The sequence below is a fragment of the Pseudoalteromonas sp. S4492 genome (genome assembly GCF_005886115.1).
Lineage (GTDB): Bacteria > Pseudomonadota > Gammaproteobacteria > Enterobacterales > Alteromonadaceae > Pseudoalteromonas > Pseudoalteromonas gelatinilytica.
Genome location: NZ_PNCP01000004.1, coordinates 246,842 through 267,734 on the forward strand (window position 1 = coordinate 246,842; position 20,893 = coordinate 267,734).

Here is a 20,893-nt window from a genome sequence, read left to right on the forward strand (position 1 = left end):
TGGCTCCTAGTGTTCGATGATCCTGTCGATAGTATCATCTGATCGGAGCGTTAAAATTTCAACACCATTTTCAGTCACTAACAGTGTGTGTTCCCACTGTGCAGACAATGAACGGTCTTTTGTTACAACTGTCCAGTTATCTTTAAGTAACTTACATTGGCGCTTACCAGCATTAACCATTGGCTCGATTGTTAAGCACATACCCGCTTTTAACACTTCGCCAGTTCCAGCTTTACCATAGTGCATTACTTGTGGTTCTTCGTGGAACTCAGCACCAATACCGTGACCACAGTATTCGCGTACGATTGAATAGTTAAAGCTTTCTGCGTATTTTTGAATTGCAGCGCCAATATCACCTAGGCGAACGCCTGGTTTTACCATTTTAATTGCAAGGTAAAGGCTTTCTTGTGTGATATCAGCAAGGCGTTTGCCTTGGATATTAGGTGTGCCCACATGGAACATTTTAGATGTGTCGCCGTGATAGCCATCTTTGATCACCGTAATATCAATATTTACGCTGTCACCTTCTTTAAGTGGTTTGTCGTTAGGAATACCGTGACAGATAACATGGTTCACTGAGGTGCAGATTGATTTTGGGAAACCGTGATAATTAAGCGGTGCTGGAATAGCATCTTGAACATTAACGATATAATCGTGACAAATTGTATTTAGTTCATCTGTGGTTACACCTGGCACCACATGCGGTTCTATCATTTCAAGTACCTCGGCGGCTAAGCGCCCGGCAACACGCATTTTTTCGATTTCTTCAGGGGTCTTGATCACAGCACTCATTGAGGCTCCAAAGTTGTTTTTCAGGTCAGTTTTCAGTGCACAAATTTTGCACTAGACGTTGAGTTTTCAATTTTAATATGGTATAAAGCGCGCCGTCTTTTTACAAATAAATTCTTAACTGATTTTTTGTATTTAAGGCAAACACAATTTTATTTTAACACACACACGTATCGTCACATACACTTGGGTGCACTTAAGTTACAAATTAACTACGGTGTTGGTGCTATGGGATATGTGGAGGCCTAACCCTAAATTATAGAGGATTATACAAATGGCAAACGTTTCAATGCGCGATATGCTTCAAGCTGGTGTTCACTTTGGTCACCAAGCACGTTACTGGAACCCTAAGATGAAGCCTTTCATCTTCGGCGCTCGTAACCGTGTTCATATCATCAACCTAGAGCAAACTGTACCAATGTTCAACGAAGCACTTAAGTTCTTATCGAACGCAGCTTCTAACAAAGGTAAAGTACTTTTCGTTGGTACTAAGCGCGCAGCAAGCGAAGCAGTTAAAGAAGCAGCTCTTCAAAGCGAGCAGTTCTACGTAAACCACCGTTGGTTAGGTGGTATGTTGACTAACTGGAAAACAGTTCGTCAATCAATCAAGCGTCTTAAAGACCTTGAAGCGCAAAGCCAAGACGGTACTTTCGAGAAATTAACTAAGAAAGAAGCGTTAATGCTTACTCGTGAAATGGAAAAGCTTGAAAAGAGCCTTGGTGGTATCAAAGATATGGGCGGTCTTCCAGACGCGCTTTTCGTTATCGATGCAGACCACGAGCACATCGCTATCCGTGAAGCTAACAACCTAGGTATTCCTGTTGTTGCTATCGTTGATACAAACTCTAACCCAGACGGTGTTGATTACATCGTTCCTGGTAACGACGATGCGATCCGTGCTATCCAACTTTACACAGGCGCTGTATCAGCTGCGATCACTGAAGGTCGTGAGAACAACATCGTTGCTCAAGCTGAGAAAGACGACTTCGTAGAAGCTGAGTAATTAGCTGTCATCAAGTCTTCATCTATTTGAGGTGAAGACTTGTTATTCTTGTTAAGCGGCCTATACCGCTTCCCTATAACAGAATTCAATTGAGGATATTCTAATGGCTGTAACTGCTGCCCTAGTTAAAGAATTACGCGAGCGCACTGGCGCTGGCATGATGGATTGTAAAAAAGCGTTAACTGAAACTAACGGTGACATCGAGTTAGCGATCGAAAACATGCGTAAGAGCGGTGCTGCAAAGGCTGCTAAAAAAGCTGGTAACATCGCTGCTGAAGGTACAATCTTAATCAAAGAAGGTAACGGTTTCGCTGCTCTTCTAGAAGTTAACTGTCAAACTGACTTCGTTGCTAAAGATTCAAACTTCCTTGGCTTCGCTAACGAAGTATTAGATGCTGCTGTTGAATCAAAAGCTGACATCGAAGCACTTAAAGCACAGTTCGAAGAAACACGTGTTGCTCTAGTTGCTAAAATCGGTGAAAACATCAACGTTCGTCGCGTTGAGTACATCGACGGTGACAAACTTTCTTCTTACCGCCACGGCGACCGTATCGGTGTTGTTGTAGTTGGTGACGCTGACGAAGAAACTCTTAAGCAAGTTGCTATGCACGTAGCTGCGTCTAAGCCTGAGTTCGTAAACCCAGAAGACGTACCAGCTGACGTTGTTGAAAAAGAAAAAGCAGTTCAAATCGACATCGCGATGAACGAAGGCAAGCCTGCTGAAATCGCTGAGAAAATGGTTGTTGGTCGTATGAAGAAATTCACTGGTGAGATCTCTCTTACTGGTCAAGCTTTCATCATGGAACCTAAGAAAACTGTTGGCGAAATTCTTAAAGAGAAAGGCGCAACTGTTACTAACTTCGTACGTTTAGAAGTTGGTGAAGGTATCGAGCGTAAAGAAGAAGACTTCGCTGCTGAAGTAGCTGCTCAAATCGCTGCTGCAAAAGGCGAGTAATTTTCTAAGTTAGTGACGTAGGGCAATTAGATGAAATTAATCTGCTATTAGCTTTTGCGTCACTGATGAAAATTCTTTAAAATAACCGCGTTTTATGTGTAACCATAGCGCGGTTATTTTTTATCTCATTACTAAGGCTGGCCCAAATATTATGACTATCAATCGTAAACCTATTTTTAGACGTGTTCTTCTTAAACTTAGCGGTGAAGCATTAATGGGAGACGAAGGCTTCGGCATCGACCCGAAAGTACTTGACCGTATGGCTCAAGAAATTAAAGAACTTGTAGAGCTCGACGTAGAAGTAGGTTTAGTTATCGGTGGCGGTAACTTCTTGCGTGGTGGTTCATTGGCAGAAGCGGGTATGAACCGCGTTGTGGGTGACCACATGGGTATGCTTGCCACTGTAATGAATGGTTTAGCAATGCGTGATGCACTACACCGTGCATTTGTAAATTGCCGTTTAATGTCAGCTATCCCGCTTAACGGTGTATGTGATGCTTACAACTGGGCAGAAGCTATCAGCCTATTAAAATCTGGCCGTGTTGTTATTTTCTCAGCAGGTACAGGTAACCCATTCTTCACGACTGATTCTGCAGCGTGTTTACGTGGTATTGAAATTGAAGCAGATACTGTAATCAAAGCGACTAAAGTTGACGGCGTTTACTCTGATGATCCAGTGAAAAACCCAGAAGCTACACTATATCGCCACTTAAGCTACAATGAAATCATTGAAAAAGAGCTTAAGGTTATGGATTTAGCTGCATTTACGCTGGCTCGTGACCACAACATGCCATTAAGCGTATTTAACATGAATAAATCAGGCGCGCTTAAGCGTGTTATTATGGGCGAAGATGAAGGAACGCTTATCTCTTCACAAGCCTCAGATGAAACTAGCAAATAGATTAGGATTGAACCGTGATTAACGATATCAAAAAAGATGCGTCAGAACGTATGCAAAAAAGTGTTGCGGCACTAGGCAGTCAATTATCTAAAATTCGCACAGGCCGTGCACATCCTGCATTACTTGACGGTATTCAAGTGTCTTACTATGGCGCTGATACACCATTAAACCAAGTTGCTAACGTAACAATTGAAGACTCTCGTACACTTGCGATCAGCGTGTTCGATAAGTCACTAGCGCAAGCAGTAGAAAAAGCGATCATGGCTTCAGACTTAGGTTTAAACCCGATGTCTGCGGGTACTGTTATTCGCGTTCCACTTCCTCCACTAACAGAAGAGCGTCGTAAAGACCTTATCAAAATCGTACGTGGTGAAGTTGAAGGTGGCCGTGTTGCGGTACGTAACATCCGTCGTGACGCGAATGGCGATATCAAGAGCTTATTGAAAGAAAAAGACATTTCTGAAGATGAAGCACGTCAAGCTGAAGACGAGATCCAAAAGCTTACTGACAAATTCATCAAAGAGATGGATGCACAGTTAACAGCGAAAGAAGCTGAGCTAATGGAAATCTAATTGTCGCTGTTTATCTTTCAGGCATTGATACTGAAAGCGAACAGCAGCAACTAAATTTATTAGTTTTGAAACGCCGTCTAGGGTATACTAGACGGCGTTTTTTTATGGAATACTCGATATTTATGGTTCTTAACGCTGATAAAATTTCCCAGCAAAGTTTGCCTAAGCATGTCGCTATAATCATGGATGGCAACGGACGTTGGGCGCAAGCGAAAAATCGCCCACGTGTTTATGGGCACAAAAAGGGCGTTGATGCGGTTCGTCAATCAGTGCAATTTTGTACTCGCTTAGGTATACAGTCGTTAACACTGTTCGCATTTAGTAGCGAAAATTGGCGACGTCCAGAGGACGAAGTAAATACGCTTATGGAGCTATTTTTATTCGTTTTGGGCAAAGAAGTTAAAAAACTTCATAAAAATAATGTAAAGCTGAACATAATTGGTGATTTATCACGCTTTTCAGAAGGTTTGCGCAATAAAGTTGATGCAGCCCATGAATTAACCCGTAATAATACGGGTCTACAGTTAAACGTAGCAGCTAATTATGGTGGGCGTTGGGATATCACTAACGCCGCAACAACGCTTGCGAAAAAAGTCGCAGCCGGTGAAATGGCTGCAGAAGACATTACTGAAGAGCTAATGGCCGAACAAATGAGTATGGCTGATCAAGGTGAACTTGACTTAATGATCCGCACTGGCGGAGATTTACGCATCAGTAATTTCCTTTTATGGCAAGCGGCTTATGCTGAGCTTTACTTTACCGATACGCTTTGGCCAGACTTCAATGAAGCTGCATTTGCTGACGCTATCGCATGTTACGTTGCCAGAGAGCGACGATTTGGTTGTACAGGCGAACAAATAAAACAATTACTCGCCGAGACCTAATTACTAGTTGAAGGTACACACATTGCTAAAACAACGAATTTTAACCTCGCTCGTGTTGGCACCACTTGCACTTATTTTGGTTTTTTATACCCCATTAACACTATTTAGTTATATCGCCGCCGGTATTGTTTTACTTGGTGCATGGGAATGGTCTGCGTTTATGGGCCTGTGCGATAAAGTTAAGCGTTTTGGATTTGTTGCAGCAACGGCTGCGTTTTTGGCACTACTCAACTGGCATTGGCCAATTGAATCACTTTGGCAAAATGGCCAATTAGTGGGTGATGCAAACTATTTATTTACGCTGTCATTTGCATGGTGGATTGTGGCGACTTACTTAGTTTGGCGCTACCCAGCAATGGCTAAAGCATGGAATGAAGGCATTGTCATGCGTGCTATTGCAGGCTTTTTAACCTTAGTCCCACTGTGGCTTGCATTAAATACGCTACGCAGCGCAGGTTATGGCGAATCAACTCACTTTGGCTCAATGCTTATCTTGGTTGTACTTGGTATCGTTTGGAGTGCAGATATTGGTGCATACTTTACCGGTAAAAACCTAGGTAAACACAAGTTAATGCCTAAAGTGAGCCCGAATAAAACCATCGAAGGTTTATTAGGTGGTGTGGTTGCCTCAATTATTTTTGTACTCGTATTTTGTCACTTCACCAATGTTGATATGGCTGTGTGGCCAATTTATGCCGTTATGACTGCATTTATCGCGTTATTCTCAGCGGTGGGCGATTTACTAGAAAGTATGTTTAAACGTGAAGTCGGCTTGAAAGACAGCGGTTCATGTTTACCTGGGCACGGCGGTATTTTAGACCGTATTGATAGCTTAACCGCAGCTGCGCCAATCTTTGTACTTTGCTATGCATGGACATTAAGTTTATGAGCAAAGTAGAGCAACTTGTCGTATTAGGCGCAACTGGCTCAATCGGTTTAAGCACCTTAGATGTTGTTTCTAGAAACCCAGAGCGCTTTGCGATTTTTGCATTAGCAGCAGGTAAAAATGCTGAAAAAATGGCTGAACTGTGTATCGCACATCAGCCTAAATTTGCTGTTATGGCTGACCAACACGCTGCCAAAGCCCTCCAACACTTACTCGCTAACAGTGCGTGTAAAACTGAGGTGCTAGCAGGTATTGAAGCGATGAGTGAACTTGCTGCTCACGTTGATGTTGATGCTGTGATGTCGGCGATAGTGGGTGCTGCGGGTTTGCTGCCGACGTTAAGTGCGGTTGAAGCAGGAAAAAAAGTACTGCTCGCTAATAAAGAATCACTCGTTATGTCGGGTCAGTTGTTTATTGATAAAGTAAAACAACATGGCGCTACCTTATTGCCAATCGATAGCGAACATAATGCTATTTTCCAGTGTATGCCTGCATCGCTACAAACTGCATCGGGCTTACTTGCCGATCATGGTGTGAGCAAAATTTTGCTTACTGGTTCTGGTGGTCCTTTCTTAACGCGTGATTTAGCGACATTACCATCCGTGACTGTAGCAGAAGCGGTGGCACACCCTAATTGGTCGATGGGACAAAAAATATCTGTCGATTCAGCCACTATGATGAATAAAGGCCTTGAGTTTATTGAAGCCAAGTGGCTCTTTAACTGTCATGCCAGCGACATAGAAGTCGTGATCCATCCACAAAGTATTATCCATTCAATGGTGCAATATAAAGATGGCTCAGTGCTTGCGCAAATGGGCAACCCTGACATGCGCACACCAATAGCTCACGCATTAGCCTTTCCTGAACGTGTTGATGCCGGTGTCAAACCGCTCGATTTTTCACAAATGGCAGATTTTACCTTCACTAAGCCAGATTACGCTCGTTACCCTAATTTAAAACTTGCCATTGATGCGTGTGAAATGGGGCAAGGTGCAACAACGACGGTCAATGCGGCGAATGAAATAGCCGTTGCCGCCTTTTTAGGTGGGCAAATCGGCTTCACAGATATTTATCGCGTTAACGCTGAAACGCTCAATGCAACACAAAACATTAATGTGCAAACGCTTGATGAGATTTTAGCTTGCGACCAAGCTGCACGTTTAAAAGCAACTGAGTTTGTCAAAAGAGGCATCAACTAGCATGTTTGATTTTTTCTGGAATCTTGGTTCATTCATTCTTGCCCTGGGTATTTTAGTGACTGTGCATGAATATGGTCATTTCTGGGTTGCGCGCAAAGCGGGTGTGAAAGTGCTGCGTTTTTCAATTGGCTTTGGTAAGCCATTAGTCAAATGGTACGACAAACAACAAACCGAATATGTGATTGCAGCTATACCACTTGGTGGTTATGTGAAAATGCTTGATGAGCGTGTAGATGAAGTGCCGCCAGAGCAGCGTCATTTATCATTTAATGCTAAATCAGTAAAAGCACGTATTGCGATTGTGGCTGCAGGCCCGATGGCAAACTTCTTATTTGCTATTTTTGCCCTTGCTGTAATGTATATGGTGGGCGTTCAGTCATTAAAACCTGTGGTGGGTGAAGTGACTCAAGGCAGCCGTGCTGCTGCGGCCAATATTGAGCCAAACCAGCAAATTATTAAAATTGGTGAAGACGACATTAACACTTGGCAAGATGCCACATTCTCGTTAATGAGTCGCTTAGGTGAGCAAAGTGTTGTCATCACGCTTCGTGATCAGAATTATCAAAAGCATGTGCGTACTCTTAATTTAGATGGTTGGAAGTTGGATCAACAAGATGTTCCACCATTAACCTCTATTGGTATTGTGCCATTTCGCCCGAAAGCACTTCTAGAAGTGGCTATGATCAGTAAAGGCTCTGCGGCAGAGGCTGCGGGCTTGCAAGTTACAGATAAAATTATTGCCGTAAATGGCGAAAATATCAGCAGTTGGAGCGAGTTAGTTTCACTAATTCAGCAATCACCTAACAAATCCTTACAATTTAGTGTACAAAGGCAAGATAGTATAAAAGAGCTGTCAGTGACGCCACAAAGCAGAACCAATGATGCGGGCGTTGCTCAGGGCTTTTTAGGTGTGTCTCCGGTGGTTGAGCCATGGCCAGAAAACTATATTGAAACTAGACATTATGGCCCAGTCGATAGTATTGTGCTGGGCATACAAGAAACATGGCGTTTAATTACCCTTAGTTTTGACATGATTGGTAATTTAATTACCGGTCAGGTGTCGGTTAAAAATTTAAGTGGCCCGGTGGGCATTGCAGTTGGTGCGGGAACTAGCGTAAGCTATGGCTTGGTTGCATTTTTAAGCTTTTTAGCATTAATTAGTGTAAACCTTGGCGTATTTAACTTATTACCGCTGCCAGTGCTAGATGGTGGGCACTTAATGTATTACATAATTGAACTTTTTCGCAAAAAGCCGGTCTCTGAAAAGACGCAAGAATTTGGTTTTAAAGTGGGGGCCTTGTTGCTTCTGTTTTTAACATGTTTCGCTTTGTTCAATGATGTATCGCGTTTATAACAAATAAGCGAAAAATTCCAATTTGAACACGATTGTAAAACACCGCAAAAGTTAAATTTATAAGGTGTTGAGCGGTAATACAGTTGTAAAGGATAAAGATAACAAAATGGCTATAAAAAAACATTTGGCAGTTTCAAGTTTATTAGGTGCTAGCTTTGCAGCCCTAGGCCAAAACTCCTTTATTGTAGATGATTTAAAAGTTGAAGGTTTACAGCGTGTTGCACTAGGTGCAGCGTTAACGCATATTCCGATCAACGTGGGCGATAATATTGATGAGTACACAATTTCTAGAACCATAAAGGCTCTCTATCGTTCAGGTCACTTTGACAATATTAAAGCATTACGTGATGGCAATAGTGTTATCTTCCGTGTGACTGAGCGCCCAACGATCAGTATGATCGAGTTTGATGGCAATAAAGACATCAAAGATGAGCAGCTTAATGAGTCGCTAGACCAGCAAGATATCCGTACTGGTGAGCCGCTTGATAAAACAGTCCTTGATAACATTGAAAAAGGCTTAGTTGAATTCTTCCACAGTATTGGTAAGTACAATGCAAAAGTGGATGTAAGCATTACTAAGTTACCGCGTAACCGTGTAAAACTTCTATTCAAATTTGATGAAGGTGACGCTGCGTCAATTCGTCAAATTAACTTGGTTGGTAACGAACTTTTCTCGGATGAAGAGCTACTTAAATTAGCTGAATCACAGCAAGATTTACCGTGGTGGAAATTCATGTCGAGTGACCGCTACCAAAAGCAAACCATCGAAGGCGATTTAGAGAAAATTCGTAGTTACTACTTAGACCGTGGTTACCTACGTTTTAATATCGATTCGACACAAGTATCAGTAAGCCCAGAGCGTGATTCTGTTTATGTAACAGCAAATATCACTGAAGGCGTTAAGTATAAAGTGAAAGGCTTTGACTTTATTGGTGACTTGTTAGGTCGTGAAGAATTAATCAGAAGTGTTATCCCACTGAAAACAGGTGAGCTTTATAACGGCTCTGTGGTGACATCGTCTGAAGAGTTTATCAAAAGCTACTTAGCACGTTTTGGCTATGCCAATGCTGAAGTACGTACCATCCCAGAAATTGATGACGAAAATAAAGAAGTACAATTAACGCTTTCTGTTAATCCGGGCAAGCGTGTTTATGTTCGTCGTATCATCGTAGGTGGTAACCAAAATACTTCAGATGAAGTAGTACGCCGTGAAATGACGCAACTTGAAGGTGCATGGTTATCAAATCAAAGCCTTGAGCGCTCTAAACTACAAATTCAGCGTTTACCGTACATGGAAAGCGTTGATTTTAACGTGGTGCCAGTTCCTGGTGTTGATGACCAAGTTGATGTCGATTTTACAGTTAAAGAACAATCTGCAGGTAGCTTTAACGCAGGTCTTGCGTATGGCTCTTACTTAGGTCTGCAATTTAACATCGGTGTGAGTGAATCAAACTTCTTAGGTACTGGTAACCAAATTGGTTTCAACATTAATACCTCGCGCGGTTCTGAGCGTATTAGTGTGTCATACACTGACCCTTACTTTACGCCAGACGGTGTATCGCAAGGTAGCAGTATCTTCTACAGTAACTATGATGCGAGTAAATTCAGCCTAATCGACTATAAATCGAAGAGTTATGGTATTGGTACTAACATCGGTTTCCCAATCGATGCAGTAAACCGTATTAACTTTGGTGTTCGTTGGGTGCAAGAAGAGTTATCTGATATTGCAGAATACGAGCAAACACGTGTAATTCGTGAAACTTTCTTAGATCCAGATAACCCAGATGCGGGCTTCGACTTTACTAAGTACGAGTTAAGTGCAGGTTGGTCGCGTGTAACTGTTAACCGTGGTTTATTCCCAACAGCAGGTTCACGTCAGTCGCTTAACTTAACAGCGACAACGCCGAACTCAGATTTACAGTACTTTAAGCTAAATTATGACTCGCGTTTTTACTGGCCAATCAGTAATGACCACCGCTGGGTATTCTCAACGCGTGCAGCACTTGGTTATGGTAATGGTTATGGTACAACCAATGGTTATGACCAAACACTGCCGTTCCAAGAGTTCTTCAGAATTACTGAAATGGAACTACGTGGCTTTGACCGAAATACGATTCTTCCACGAGCTGTATCACGTTATCCGCAAAGTATTCCTGGTACACCATTACCTGATGGTACTACAACAGGTAGTATTGGTGGTGCGTCAGAGTTTGACCAACTTCAAACAGCAGGCCGAATTGGTGGTAACGCCAAAGCGGTAGCAGGGATGGAGCTTATTGTTCCAACACCTTTCTTAGATGAAGAAAACACCAGCTCTGTACGTACTAGCTTCTTCGTAGATGCTGCAAACGTATGGGATACAGAGTTTAATATTGACCGTTATCAAAACCTTTCTACAGACGAGCGTGCAAAATTGGATGATTACTCAGATCCGATGCGTTTTAGGGTTTCAACTGGTCTTTCTCTACAATGGATCTCTCCGATGGGTCCAATGCTGATCAGTTTTGCGTATCCATTGCAAAAAGAAGAAGATGACGATACGAAGACCATCAGCTTTAACATTAGTAATACATTCTAAAGGAGTTTTTTCGTGAATAAATCAATTAAATCAACAGCTTTTGCACTACTTGCTACTTTATCTATGGGTCTATCTACTAACGCATTCGCGCACAAAGTAGGTATCGTTGATATGCAAGAAATCTACAAGCAAATCCCACAAATGGCGAAAGTAGAGCAAACTTTAGAAGCTGAATTCTCAGAGCGTCGTCAAGAACTAGAAAAACTTCAAGGTGATATCCGTTTTGAAGCTGAAAAGTTCAAGCGTGAAGCAACAACGATGAGCGACAAGCAAAAAGAAGAATTACGTACTAAGATTCAAGGCATGCAGCAGCAACTTGCTGAAAAAGGTCGTCCTTTAGAGCAAGAAATCAAAATGCGTCAAAACCAAGAACTAGCTAAAGTTCAAAAGCTAATCTTAGATGCAATCGAAGAAGTAGCGAAAGCTGGCAAATTCGATGAAGTTAAAGTTAAAGAAACAACGATTTATGTTAACCCTAAAACTGTCGATGACTTATCAAGCAAAGTTGTTGAAAAAGTAAGTAAGCAATAGAAATCATATATGCAAAACTACACGCTTTCGCAGATAGCGGATCTTCTGGGCGCTGACCTTCAAGGTGACGGCGCCACAGAGATTAAAAAAATATCTACACTTGCAAATGCCCAACATGGGCATATTGCATTTTTGGCGAACAAGAAATATCGCTCGCAATTAGAAGATACTCAAGCAAGTGCGGTGATTTTATCACCGGCAGATGCTGAGTTTTTTTCGGGTAATAAACTCATTGTTGCTAACCCTTATGTTTGTTACGCCAAGCTTGCCCAGCTAATGGATACCACACCGCGTGCAGCTGTGACAGGGATTCACCCAAGTGCAGTCATTCACGATTCAGCCTCTATTGGCGATAATGTCGCGATCGCTGCCAATGTGGTGATTGAAGCGGGCGCTGTTATAGCAAACGATGTGCAGATTGGCCCAGGATGTTTTATTGGTGAGCACGCAAAAATTGGTCAAGGCACTAAGCTTTGGGCAAATGTAAGCGTTTACCATGAAGTAGAAATTGGTAGCGATTGTTTATTCCAAGCGAACACGGTTGTGGGCAGTGATGGTTTTGGCTATGCCAACGAGCGTGGCGAATGGGTGAAAATACCACAACTTGGCCGAGTAATCATCGGTGATAAGGTTGAGGTAGGGGCGTCTACTACGATTGACCGTGGTGCACTAGACGATACTATCATCCACAGCAATGTAATTATCGATAATCAATGTCAAATAGCGCATAATGTCGAGATCGGTTCGGGTACAGCGGTTGCTGGCTGTTCTGTGTTTGCAGGTAGCACTGTGATCGGTAGGAATTGTCAGATTGGCGGCATGGTAGCAATTAATGGTCACATTAGCGTATGCGATGGTGCTATAATCACCGGCATGAGTATGGTGACTAAGGCAATCACAGAACCTGGAATTTATTCTTCAGGCTTGCCACATCTAACCAACAAAGAATGGCGACGTAGTATTGCCCATATCCGTAACCTTGGCGATATGAAAGACCGCATTAAAGCACTTGAGTCACTGACTAAGTCACTCAATATTGAAGACAAATAAGGATGCTATTTTGGCAAATGAATTAAATAGTCTTGATATCCAGGATATCTTGAGTTTACTTCCGCATCGTTACCCGATGCTACTTGTTGACCGTGTACTTGATTACACGCCAGGCGAGTCGTTACATGCGATTAAAAATGTAACAGTGAACGAACCTATTTTTACGGGTCATTTTCCTAATCAACCTATCTTTCCAGGTGTGTTGATTTTAGAAGCAATGGCTCAAGCAACTGGCTTACTTGGCTTTAAGACAGTTGAAAATCGTAGCGATAACGAACTATATTTATTCGCAGCGATCGACAATGCGCGATTCAAACAGCCGGTATTACCTGGCGATACCATGCATTTGCATGTAGAGTTTGTAAAAGAGCGCCGCAATATATGGAAATTTGCAGCAGAAGCAAAAGTTGACGGCAAAGTAGTGTGTACTGCCGAAATCATGTGTGCGAGAAGAGAGTTTTAATAGTGATCCATCCTACGGCGATAATCGAACCAGGTGCAAAACTTGGAAATAACGTATCAGTTGGCCCTTACAGCTATATCGGTAACGATGTAACTATTGGTGATAACTGTATCATCGAATCTCATGTGGTTGTAAAAGGCCCATCGACGATTGGTTCTGGTAACCATATTTTCCAATTTGCTTCGGTCGGTGAAGCTTGCCAAGACAAAAAGTACGCGAATGAGCCAACGACTCTGATCATTGGTGACAACAACGTGATCCGTGAGTGTGCGACAATTCACCGTGGTACGATTCAAGACCAAGGTGTAACAAAAATTGGTAGCAACAACTTATTTATGGCTTACACACACGTTGCACATGATGCAGTTGTGGGCGATAACGTTATTTTTGCTAACAATGCCTCTGTTGCTGGCCACGTACACGTAGGTGACTGGGTGATCCTTGCAGGTAACTCAGGTGTTCACCAGTTCTGTAAAATTGGTTCACATGCCTTTGTAGGTATGTACTCAGGCGTTAATAAAGATGTACCGCCATTTGTAACTACCATTGGTACGCCGGCTGGCCCTGTAGCAATCAATACTGAAGGCATGAAACGCCGTGGCTTTGAGAGCGATGAAATCATGGCAACACGCCGTGCATATAAAACGCTTTATCGTAAGAGCTTAGGTGTTGAAGAAGCAATCGCTGAGCTACGTGAAGATGCTGCGAAGTACCCAGCTGTTCAGCTGATGATAGACTTCGTGAAAAGCTCTGAGCGCGGAATTATTCGCTAATCATAAGCGAACTTCTATAAAAGCCACCGTAAGGTGGCTTTTTTGTTTTTATACTCATTCGCTTAATTAGGTAAGTTGGTATAGTTCAGGTTTTGCTAAGTCAGTGCTTGTTATCTTCATGGCAAAAAGGAACTAGTAATATGAATAAACTCATCGTCTTTGCATTGTTAAGCTTAATTTTAAGTGGTTGTAGTAGTGCGCCTTCGGTATCTAAAGGAGCAATAGAAAAAGGCAAAGCCAGTTATTACGCTGATAAATATCACGGCCGAACGACAGCAAGTGGTGAAGTGTTTAATCAACAGGCATTGAGCGCGGCTCATCAAACGCTTGGCTTTGGTAGCAGAGTAAAAGTTACTAATATTGCTAACAATAAAAGTGTGATTGTGACTATTAATGACCGCGGCCCATTTATCCGCGGTCGAATTATCGATTTATCAAAAATGGCGTTTTCACAAATTGCCTCAGTAAAGCAAGGTGTGATTGACGTCACCGTTGAGCGGCTCGATTAAAAGCGGGTAATAAGCTCTACGTAGTCGGCTTCATTCGCCACTAATTCAGCATGACTCGCAAAGGCTCTTACTTGTCCTTGCTCTAACCAAATAACCTTATCAACACGACTTAGCATTGCTGGGTCGTGGGTAATGGTCAGCATGGTTTTATCTGCCCATATTCTCTCAACTGTAGTCAGCAAGTTTTGCTTAGTGTGATTATCTAAGCTCTCTGTTGGTTCATCCAGAATGATTAAATTACCTTGCCTTAATAGAGCTTGAGCAATGGCAATACGGCGTGACTGACCATGAGAAAGCTTTCTGCCTGCGGTGCCTAAACGAGTGTTTAGCCCATCTTTTAAGTTACTAAGCCAAGAGCCAAGTTCAGCGTGTTCACAGGCTTCAATAAGCATCTCATCTGTCGCATCAAAAGCTGCATAGCGAAGATTTTCACGTAGCGTGCCATCAAAAATATGATGCTGCTGGGCAACTATCGTTAGCTGCTTAAAGCGTGTTGCAGTGCTTAAGCTTTCAAGTTCAAAGGTATCTAGTTTGGTAGTGATCTTTAATGAGCCTGATTGCAGCGGCCAAAGGCCAGTGAGTAAGTTAACTAGAGTGGTTTTGCCACTGCCACTGGCACCGACTAGGGCAACTTTACTGCCTGGTGCAATTGTAAAATTGATATTGCTAAGGGCTTTGCTTTTTGCACCCGCGTATTGGTAATTGACCTCGCTTATCTCAAGGCCAAGTCCAGATTGATCCGCTAATTGGTTTGCTAACTGATCGTCTAAGTTGTTTGGTTTTTCGGCTAAGCTGTTGTGTTTATCTTCAAGATCGAACAGTCGCTTTGCGGCACTTAAAGTAAGCGGCAATTCAATAAATGCAGTAGGCAGGGTAAGCACGGTTTCAAAACTTGCTAGTACAAATAACGCGAGCATCGCCAGTTCAACGTTTTTCATGGTCCCCATTGCAACTAGCGGGATTATCATAAATACACTGACCAGCATGGTGAGTTGGATCACTAAAGTGCTTAAACCATTACTATTTGCCACGGCTTTGTGGCGATTATAGAGCTGGTTGTTGTATTGTTTACTGAGTGAATCACAATGCACTAATTGCGCCGCGTGTGCTTGATAGACAGCAAGCTCTCTGGCACCTGATAGTGTATCAGCTAGTTCAGCTCTTAGCTCTGCGGAGAGCTGGGTTTCGGTATCCGCTTGTTGGTGAAGCTTATGGCTTAACAATGCGGGAAGCAGGACGCCAATAATCATCAGCGAAGTAAAGCACATTAATGCAACCTCAGCATTATACATAGCCATGAAGGCCATCACGATAGGAATGCTGATCAGAGCGACAATAATCGGCAGCAGTACATTGAGGTAAAATTTATCCAGCGCATCGACATCGTTCTGTAGGCGGTTAAATAAATCGCTACTACGCGTCATTGCTAAGTCAACGTTGTTTAGCTGGCTTAGAGTCATGAACATGTTTACGCGAATTTCGCTTAGTAATAAGAAGGTGGCGTTATGAGTTATCATCCGCTCACCGTAACGAGATGCTGTGCGCACGATAGCTAAAAAGCGGATAACCCCAGCAGGGGTAAAGTAATTCATTTGCACACTAGCGATTCCCGCCGCTGCCATGGCTGCTAGAAACCAGCCCGAAATTGCAAGCAATCCGACATTAGCAAGTACCGTTAAGCTTGCTAAAAAAGCCCCTAAAAGCAGCATGCCAGTATGAGGTTTGCACAGTTTTAATAGACGTATAAAGTTATTCATTGGCGTCACCTTGGCTCACCAGTTTAGCAAATAGGCCAGCTTGCTTAGTGAGTTGCTGGTACTGACCAGCTTCAACAATGTGACCTTGTTGCATAACGTAAATATTGTCGGCGTGTTTAACCGTATTCAGTCGGTGAGCAATAACCAGCACTAAATGGTCTTTTGCATAATCGCGGATCGCTTGGTTGATTAAATGCTCGGTTTGGCTGTCTAAGTGAGCGGTAGGCTCATCTAGCATTAGCACAGGGGCATTCTTCAAAAATGCACGGGCAAGGGCTATGCGCTGCTTTTGCCCACCAGAGAGGCCTTCTCCTTGTTCACCGAGCAAGGTGTTAAAGCCATCAGGTAAGGCTGTAATAAATTCAAGTGCACCTGCTTTACTCGCTGCTTCATCGAGTTCTGCTTGGCTTGCATCAGGTTTAGCTAAACGCAGGTTCTCTGCAACGGTCCGATAAAATAACGTGGCGTGTTGTGGGATCCACGCCAGCTTTGCTTGCCAATCAGCTAATGCAGTATCACTCAGTGGTTGCCCGTTAATGCTAATGGCATTGTTGGCTTGATGATGAAAGCCCAATAGGCAATCAAACAAGGTACTTTTACCCGAGCCACTTTCACCCACAAAGGCAATTAAGCCTGTGCTTGGCAGGCTTAAGTTGATATCAGTTACCCCCTCGTTTGTTTCTGGGTAGTGAAAGGTAAGTGCATTCAGCTGTATGTCTTTTAGCGGTAACTTAAGTTTAGATGACCCGACATGTTCATCAACATCGCTTTGATTGATTATGTCGACCATATCAGCTGCGGCGCTGATCCCTTCGAGTTTTGCATGATAATGAGTGCCCATTTGTCGAAGTGGTAAGTAAAATTCAGGGGCCAGTAGTAACACCACAAATCCAGTGGCAAAATCGAGCGTACCAAAAAACAATCTAAAGCCAATGATAACGGCAACAAGTGCCACACTAATGGTGGCTAAAAACTCAAGGGCGAAAGACGATAAAAAGGCGACTTTCAATACCCCCATAGTAGCACCGCGGTAATCATCAGAAATCTGACTGATGCTATTTAGCTCACGCTTGGTTGCATTAAAGAGCTTGAGTTGAGTCAAGCCTTGTAATCGGTCAAAAAAGTAATTGCCAAGTACCGCTAGCTGTTGCCAGCGGTCTTGGTTTAACTGCTCCGCTTTATGACCCACTAAAATCATAAAAAAGGGGATCAGTGGGGCAGTTAAAAGGAATATGAGGCCTGCTTTGTAATCGGTTGGAAAAATCACTACCAATATCGCTAATGGAATGAGCGCACTGTAAGCCACACTTGGAATGTAGTTGGCGTAATATTGATGCAGTGCTTCAACCCCATTATGTAAGGTGTTAAGTGTTGCGCCATGACCTTTTTGTTCACTGTAGGCTGGCCCAAGTTTGCTGAGCTTTTCTAGCAGTGTATTACGCATCACGTTCTTTATTTTTAACGCGGCGAGGTTACTCACCCGTTCACTTAGCGCAACCAACAACGCGCGAACTATAATTAGCCCTGCCAACGGCCATAATAATGGGCTTACGGCTTGCAAGTTTGCTTGTTCAAACATGACTTGATGAGCCGCGTTTGCAAGAAGGTAACAAGAGGCAATCATTAAAAGGGCGTTGAGTGTGCCCAGACTAATGCTTAATTTAAGAAGTCCTGAAGCGGACTGGCTATACTGCTTTAAAAAAGCGCGCAGCGTTTGCTGCTGCGCGCGATTTGGTCGGGGTTTAGTTGTCATCAGTGTTTTTGAGTCTCGCGTACAGCTCTAGCTCATCATCAGCAATCGAATCTTTATGTTGGTGAAATTCGTACCACATTACGTTGATCACCCCAAGTGTACAGGCTAATAGAACACCTAAAATCCAGGCAAAATACCACATATTTAAATCTCCTTAATAGCTACCGTGCGTGTTGTTTTCAATTTCACTGATGGTTACTTTGCGCCACATCTTCACATAACACCATGTTGTGTAGATAAGAATAAGTGGTACAAAAATAACCGCAGCGATAAACATCACGTTAAGTGTCATATGGCTCGAAACTGCATCCCACATAGTTAAACTAATATTAGGGTTGTTGCTCGAAGGCATTACAAACGGGAACATTGACATACCAGCAGTTAAAATTACGCCTGCAAGCATTAAGCTTGATGCGATCAGGGCCATTGCTGGTTTTTGTAATTTAGATAACACAATTGCCAGTGCCGCCATCACGAATGCTAGGGCAGGAAACAGTATGGTTAATGGCATTTTTGTATAGTTATCAAGCCATGCGCCTGGTGCCTGCGTGACTGTTTTAGCAAGCGGGTTTGCAAAGCCTTGAGTATCACCCATGCTAACGATTTTATAACCGTCAATTTGCGATACCCACACACCTGCTAAGGCAAACAACACAATAAACGCCATCAGTGCATATTGACCATATTGTGCTGAGCGTTTAGCGACTTCTGCATCAGTACGAAGTTGTAACCACATACCTGCGTGACCAACCAGCATCAGTACGCTTACTAGGCCAACAACAATGGCAAACGGGTTTAATAACGCAAAGAATGAACCTTGATAACTAACACGCAATAGGTCGTCGATATGATAAGGCACACCTAATAATAGGTTACCGAATGCCACACCAAATACCAGAGCCGGAATAAAGCTGCCTGCAAATAGGCCCCAATCCCAGTTATTACGCCAGCGTGGTGATTCTATTTTTGAGCGATAATCAAAACCTAGCGGTCTGAAAAATAACGCAAATAACACCAGCATCATAGCAAAGTAGAAGCCTGAGAACGCAGCTGCGTATACCATAGGCCAAGCTGCAAACAGTGCGCCCCCAGCGGTAATGAACCAAACTTGGTTACCATCCCAGTGAGCGCCAATGGTGTTAATAACTGTACGGCGTTCAACATCGGTTTTACCAACTAGGCGAAGCAAAATTGCCACACCCATGTCCATACCATCGGTCACTGCAAAGCCAATCAGTAAGACACCAATTAACAGCCACCAAATTAGTTTGAGTGTTTCGTAATCAAAAATCATGACTGAGCTCCTTGGCTTGCAAGTGAATCCGCTTTAGCAAGTTCATGGTGATATTTACCGGTATGAAGTGAGCTTGGGCCTTGTTTAATAAAGCGCAGCATCAGCCAGCCTTCTACAGCAGCAAGACCTGTATAGAAAACTAAGAAACCAGTAATACTAATCAATAAGTCATTCACCGTGAGTGACGAGGTTGCCAAGAAGGTCGGTAGAATTTCCGAAATTGCCCACGGTTGGCGGCCGTACTCCGCAACAATCCAACCAAATTCAATGGCAATCCAAGGCAGAGGAATACTCCATACCGCAGCCCATAATAACCAGCGCTTTTGCTCAATAATGCGGTGTGCGTTGTAATAAAACGCGAGAACAAATACGCCAAGCATAATCACACCACAGCCAACCATGATTCTAAATGACCAGAACATAGGGCCGACTTGAGGAAATGAGTCTTTCACTGCTTTTTGAATGTCTTCTTCTGTTGCATCTACCACGTTAGGGGTATAGCGCTTAAGCAGCAAACCGTAGCCAAGGTCTGCTTTTAAAGTATCAAATTTTGCAATGTTTTCTGGGGTGTCTTCACCACCACGAAGTTTTTCTAAATATTCGTATGCAATTATGCCATTACGAATACGCACTTCGTGCTGTTCTTCAAGATCTTTAATGCCCGTTACTTGCTCGTCAATAGAGCGAGTCGCAATGATACCCAGTGCATAGGGGATTTTTACAGCGGCGTGAGTAACTTGCTCTTCAGAGTCAGGAATACCGACTAGCGTAAATGCAGCTGGGGCCTCTTCGGTGTGCCACTCAGCTTCAATGGTTGCGAGTTTTACTTTTTGTACCTCGCCAACTTCGTAGCCAGATTCATCACCAAGTAAAATCACACACAGAATAGACGCTAAACCAAAGCCTGAAGCGACCGAGAATGAGCGCTTAGCAAAAGCAAGGTCGCGGCCTTTTAAGATGTACCAGCTACTAATACCAAGTACAAACATAGATGCTGCAACATAACCTGCTGATACGGTGTGAATAAACTTAACTTGTGCAACCGGGTTAAATACCAGTTCAGCAAAGCTAGTCATTTCCATACGCATGGTTTGGTAATTAAATTCAGCACCTACCGGATTTTGCATCCAACCATTGGCAACTAAAATCCATAACGCAGATAAGTTAGTACCTAATGCCATTAAGAAGGTTGCAGCTAGGTGTTGGCGTCGTGTCAGTCGTTCCCAGCCTAAAAAGAACATACCCACAAAGGTTGATTCTAAGAAGAAAGCCATTAAGCCTTCAATCGCCAATGGTGCGCCAAAAATATCGCCCACATAGTGAGAGTAATAAGACCAGTTGGTACCAAACTCAAACTCCATGGTTAGACCCGTGGCCACACCAATCGCAAAGTTAATACCAAACAACTTACCCCAGAACTTAGTCATATCACGATAAATTTCGCGACCTGTCATCACGTAAACGGATTCCATGATCACCAAAATCCACGTCATACCTAAGGTAAGGGGAACAAATAGGAAGTGAAATAGGGCAGTGATTGCAAATTGCAATCGCGATAGATCCACAAATGTTTCATCTATCATCGTTTAGCTCCTTGTTAGCGGGTGCGGTAGACACGACAAATTATTGGTTATGAAGTTTC

Annotated in this window: 20 protein-coding genes; 14 read left to right on the top strand and 6 right to left on the bottom strand. The window is 43.0% G+C overall.

The window, feature by feature from the left end:
• Nucleotides 1-6: 6 nt before the first annotated feature.
• Nucleotides 7-816 carry a type I methionyl aminopeptidase gene (map, locus tag CWC28_RS01830; protein ID WP_267894590.1) on the bottom strand — a complete coding sequence of 270 codons (810 nt, stop codon included), beginning with the start codon at nucleotides 814-816 and terminating at the stop codon, nucleotides 7-9.
• Nucleotides 817-1,063: 247 nt separating this feature from the next.
• On the opposite strand from map, the gene rpsB reads away from it, so the two are divergent.
• The 14 genes from rpsB to CWC28_RS01900 all read left to right on the top strand — a co-directional run bounded on the left by rpsB (nucleotide 1,064) and on the right by CWC28_RS01900 (nucleotide 14,447).
• A complete protein-coding gene (gene rpsB, locus CWC28_RS01835; protein WP_054553123.1) occupies nucleotides 1,064-1,792 on the top strand; it encodes a 30S ribosomal protein S2 in 729 nt (242 codons plus the stop codon).
• 103 nt (nucleotides 1,793-1,895) lie between these two features.
• Entirely contained in the window at nucleotides 1,896-2,747 is an 852-nt protein-coding gene (gene tsf / locus CWC28_RS01840) for a translation elongation factor Ts (RefSeq protein ID WP_063706846.1), read from the top strand.
• A gap of 151 nt (nucleotides 2,748-2,898) precedes the next feature.
• A complete protein-coding gene (pyrH, locus tag CWC28_RS01845) occupies nucleotides 2,899-3,648 on the top strand; it encodes a UMP kinase (RefSeq protein WP_063707209.1) in 750 nt (249 codons plus the stop codon).
• 14 nt (nucleotides 3,649-3,662) lie between these two features.
• Nucleotides 3,663-4,220, top strand: coding sequence for a ribosome recycling factor (frr, locus tag CWC28_RS01850; RefSeq protein WP_063706848.1), 558 nt, complete (start codon nucleotides 3,663-3,665; stop codon nucleotides 4,218-4,220).
• Between the two features lie 104 nt (nucleotides 4,221-4,324).
• Nucleotides 4,325-5,104 (top strand): undecaprenyl pyrophosphate synthase, encoded by a 780-nt coding sequence (gene uppS, locus CWC28_RS01855; RefSeq protein ID WP_054553120.1) that lies wholly within the window; start codon nucleotides 4,325-4,327, stop codon nucleotides 5,102-5,104.
• Between the two features lie 22 nt (nucleotides 5,105-5,126).
• The gene (locus CWC28_RS01860; protein WP_063706850.1) at nucleotides 5,127-5,993 is read left to right on the top strand and encodes a phosphatidate cytidylyltransferase; all 867 of its coding nucleotides are present in this window, start codon (nucleotides 5,127-5,129) and stop codon (nucleotides 5,991-5,993) included.
• Nucleotides 5,990-7,189 (top strand): 1-deoxy-D-xylulose-5-phosphate reductoisomerase, encoded by a 1,200-nt coding sequence (gene ispC / locus CWC28_RS01865; RefSeq protein WP_138624632.1) that lies wholly within the window; start codon nucleotides 5,990-5,992, stop codon nucleotides 7,187-7,189. The genes CWC28_RS01860 and ispC overlap by 4 nt, the downstream gene beginning before the upstream one ends.
• Nucleotide 7,190: 1 nt before the next feature.
• On the top strand, nucleotides 7,191-8,543 hold the full coding sequence (rseP, locus tag CWC28_RS01870) for a sigma E protease regulator RseP (RefSeq protein ID WP_063706854.1): 1,353 nt from the start codon (nucleotides 7,191-7,193) through the stop codon (nucleotides 8,541-8,543).
• 106 nt (nucleotides 8,544-8,649) lie between these two features.
• Nucleotides 8,650-11,121, top strand: a complete 2,472-nt coding sequence (gene bamA, locus CWC28_RS01875; protein WP_063706856.1) for an outer membrane protein assembly factor BamA — start codon at nucleotides 8,650-8,652, stop codon at nucleotides 11,119-11,121.
• Between the two features lie 12 nt (nucleotides 11,122-11,133).
• A complete protein-coding gene (locus CWC28_RS01880; protein ID WP_054553115.1) occupies nucleotides 11,134-11,652 on the top strand; it encodes an OmpH/Skp family outer membrane protein in 519 nt (172 codons plus the stop codon).
• Between the two features lie 9 nt (nucleotides 11,653-11,661).
• Nucleotides 11,662-12,702: a UDP-3-O-(3-hydroxymyristoyl)glucosamine N-acyltransferase gene (gene lpxD, locus CWC28_RS01885; protein WP_063706857.1), complete on the top strand. Its 1,041-nt coding sequence runs from the start codon at nucleotides 11,662-11,664 to the stop codon at nucleotides 12,700-12,702.
• A 10-nt stretch (nucleotides 12,703-12,712) separates the two neighbouring features.
• The gene (fabZ, locus tag CWC28_RS01890) at nucleotides 12,713-13,165 is read left to right on the top strand and encodes a 3-hydroxyacyl-ACP dehydratase FabZ (RefSeq protein WP_054562040.1); all 453 of its coding nucleotides are present in this window, start codon (nucleotides 12,713-12,715) and stop codon (nucleotides 13,163-13,165) included.
• 2 nt (nucleotides 13,166-13,167) lie between these two features.
• Nucleotides 13,168-13,938 carry an acyl-ACP--UDP-N-acetylglucosamine O-acyltransferase gene (gene lpxA, locus CWC28_RS01895; RefSeq protein WP_063706859.1) on the top strand — a complete coding sequence of 257 codons (771 nt, stop codon included), beginning with the start codon at nucleotides 13,168-13,170 and terminating at the stop codon, nucleotides 13,936-13,938.
• 140 nt (nucleotides 13,939-14,078) lie between these two features.
• A complete protein-coding gene (locus CWC28_RS01900) occupies nucleotides 14,079-14,447 on the top strand; it encodes a septal ring lytic transglycosylase RlpA family protein (protein ID WP_063706861.1) in 369 nt (122 codons plus the stop codon).
• On the opposite strand, the gene cydC is transcribed toward CWC28_RS01900, so the two are convergent.
• From cydC to CWC28_RS01925, 5 genes are read right to left on the bottom strand one after another with little or no spacing between them, the layout of a single operon-like run.
• The gene (cydC, locus tag CWC28_RS01905; RefSeq protein WP_138624633.1) at nucleotides 14,444-16,204 is read right to left on the bottom strand and encodes a thiol reductant ABC exporter subunit CydC; all 1,761 of its coding nucleotides are present in this window, start codon (nucleotides 16,202-16,204) and stop codon (nucleotides 14,444-14,446) included. The genes CWC28_RS01900 and cydC overlap by 4 nt on opposite strands.
• On the bottom strand, nucleotides 16,197-17,957 hold the full coding sequence (gene cydD, locus CWC28_RS01910; protein ID WP_138624634.1) for a thiol reductant ABC exporter subunit CydD: 1,761 nt from the start codon (nucleotides 17,955-17,957) through the stop codon (nucleotides 16,197-16,199). The genes cydC and cydD overlap by 8 nt, the downstream gene beginning before the upstream one ends.
• Complete coding sequence (gene cydX, locus CWC28_RS01915; protein WP_054553108.1) at nucleotides 17,947-18,099, bottom strand: cytochrome bd-I oxidase subunit CydX; 153 nt, start codon at nucleotides 18,097-18,099, stop codon at nucleotides 17,947-17,949. Before cydX ends, cydD begins: the two co-directional genes overlap by 11 nt.
• A 12-nt stretch (nucleotides 18,100-18,111) precedes the next feature.
• Entirely contained in the window at nucleotides 18,112-19,251 is a 1,140-nt protein-coding gene (cydB, locus tag CWC28_RS01920) for a cytochrome d ubiquinol oxidase subunit II (RefSeq protein WP_138624635.1), read from the bottom strand.
• A complete protein-coding gene (locus tag CWC28_RS01925) occupies nucleotides 19,248-20,834 on the bottom strand; it encodes a cytochrome ubiquinol oxidase subunit I (protein ID WP_063706869.1) in 1,587 nt (528 codons plus the stop codon). Before CWC28_RS01925 ends, cydB begins: the two co-directional genes overlap by 4 nt.
• Nucleotides 20,835-20,893: the final 59 nt, after the last annotated feature.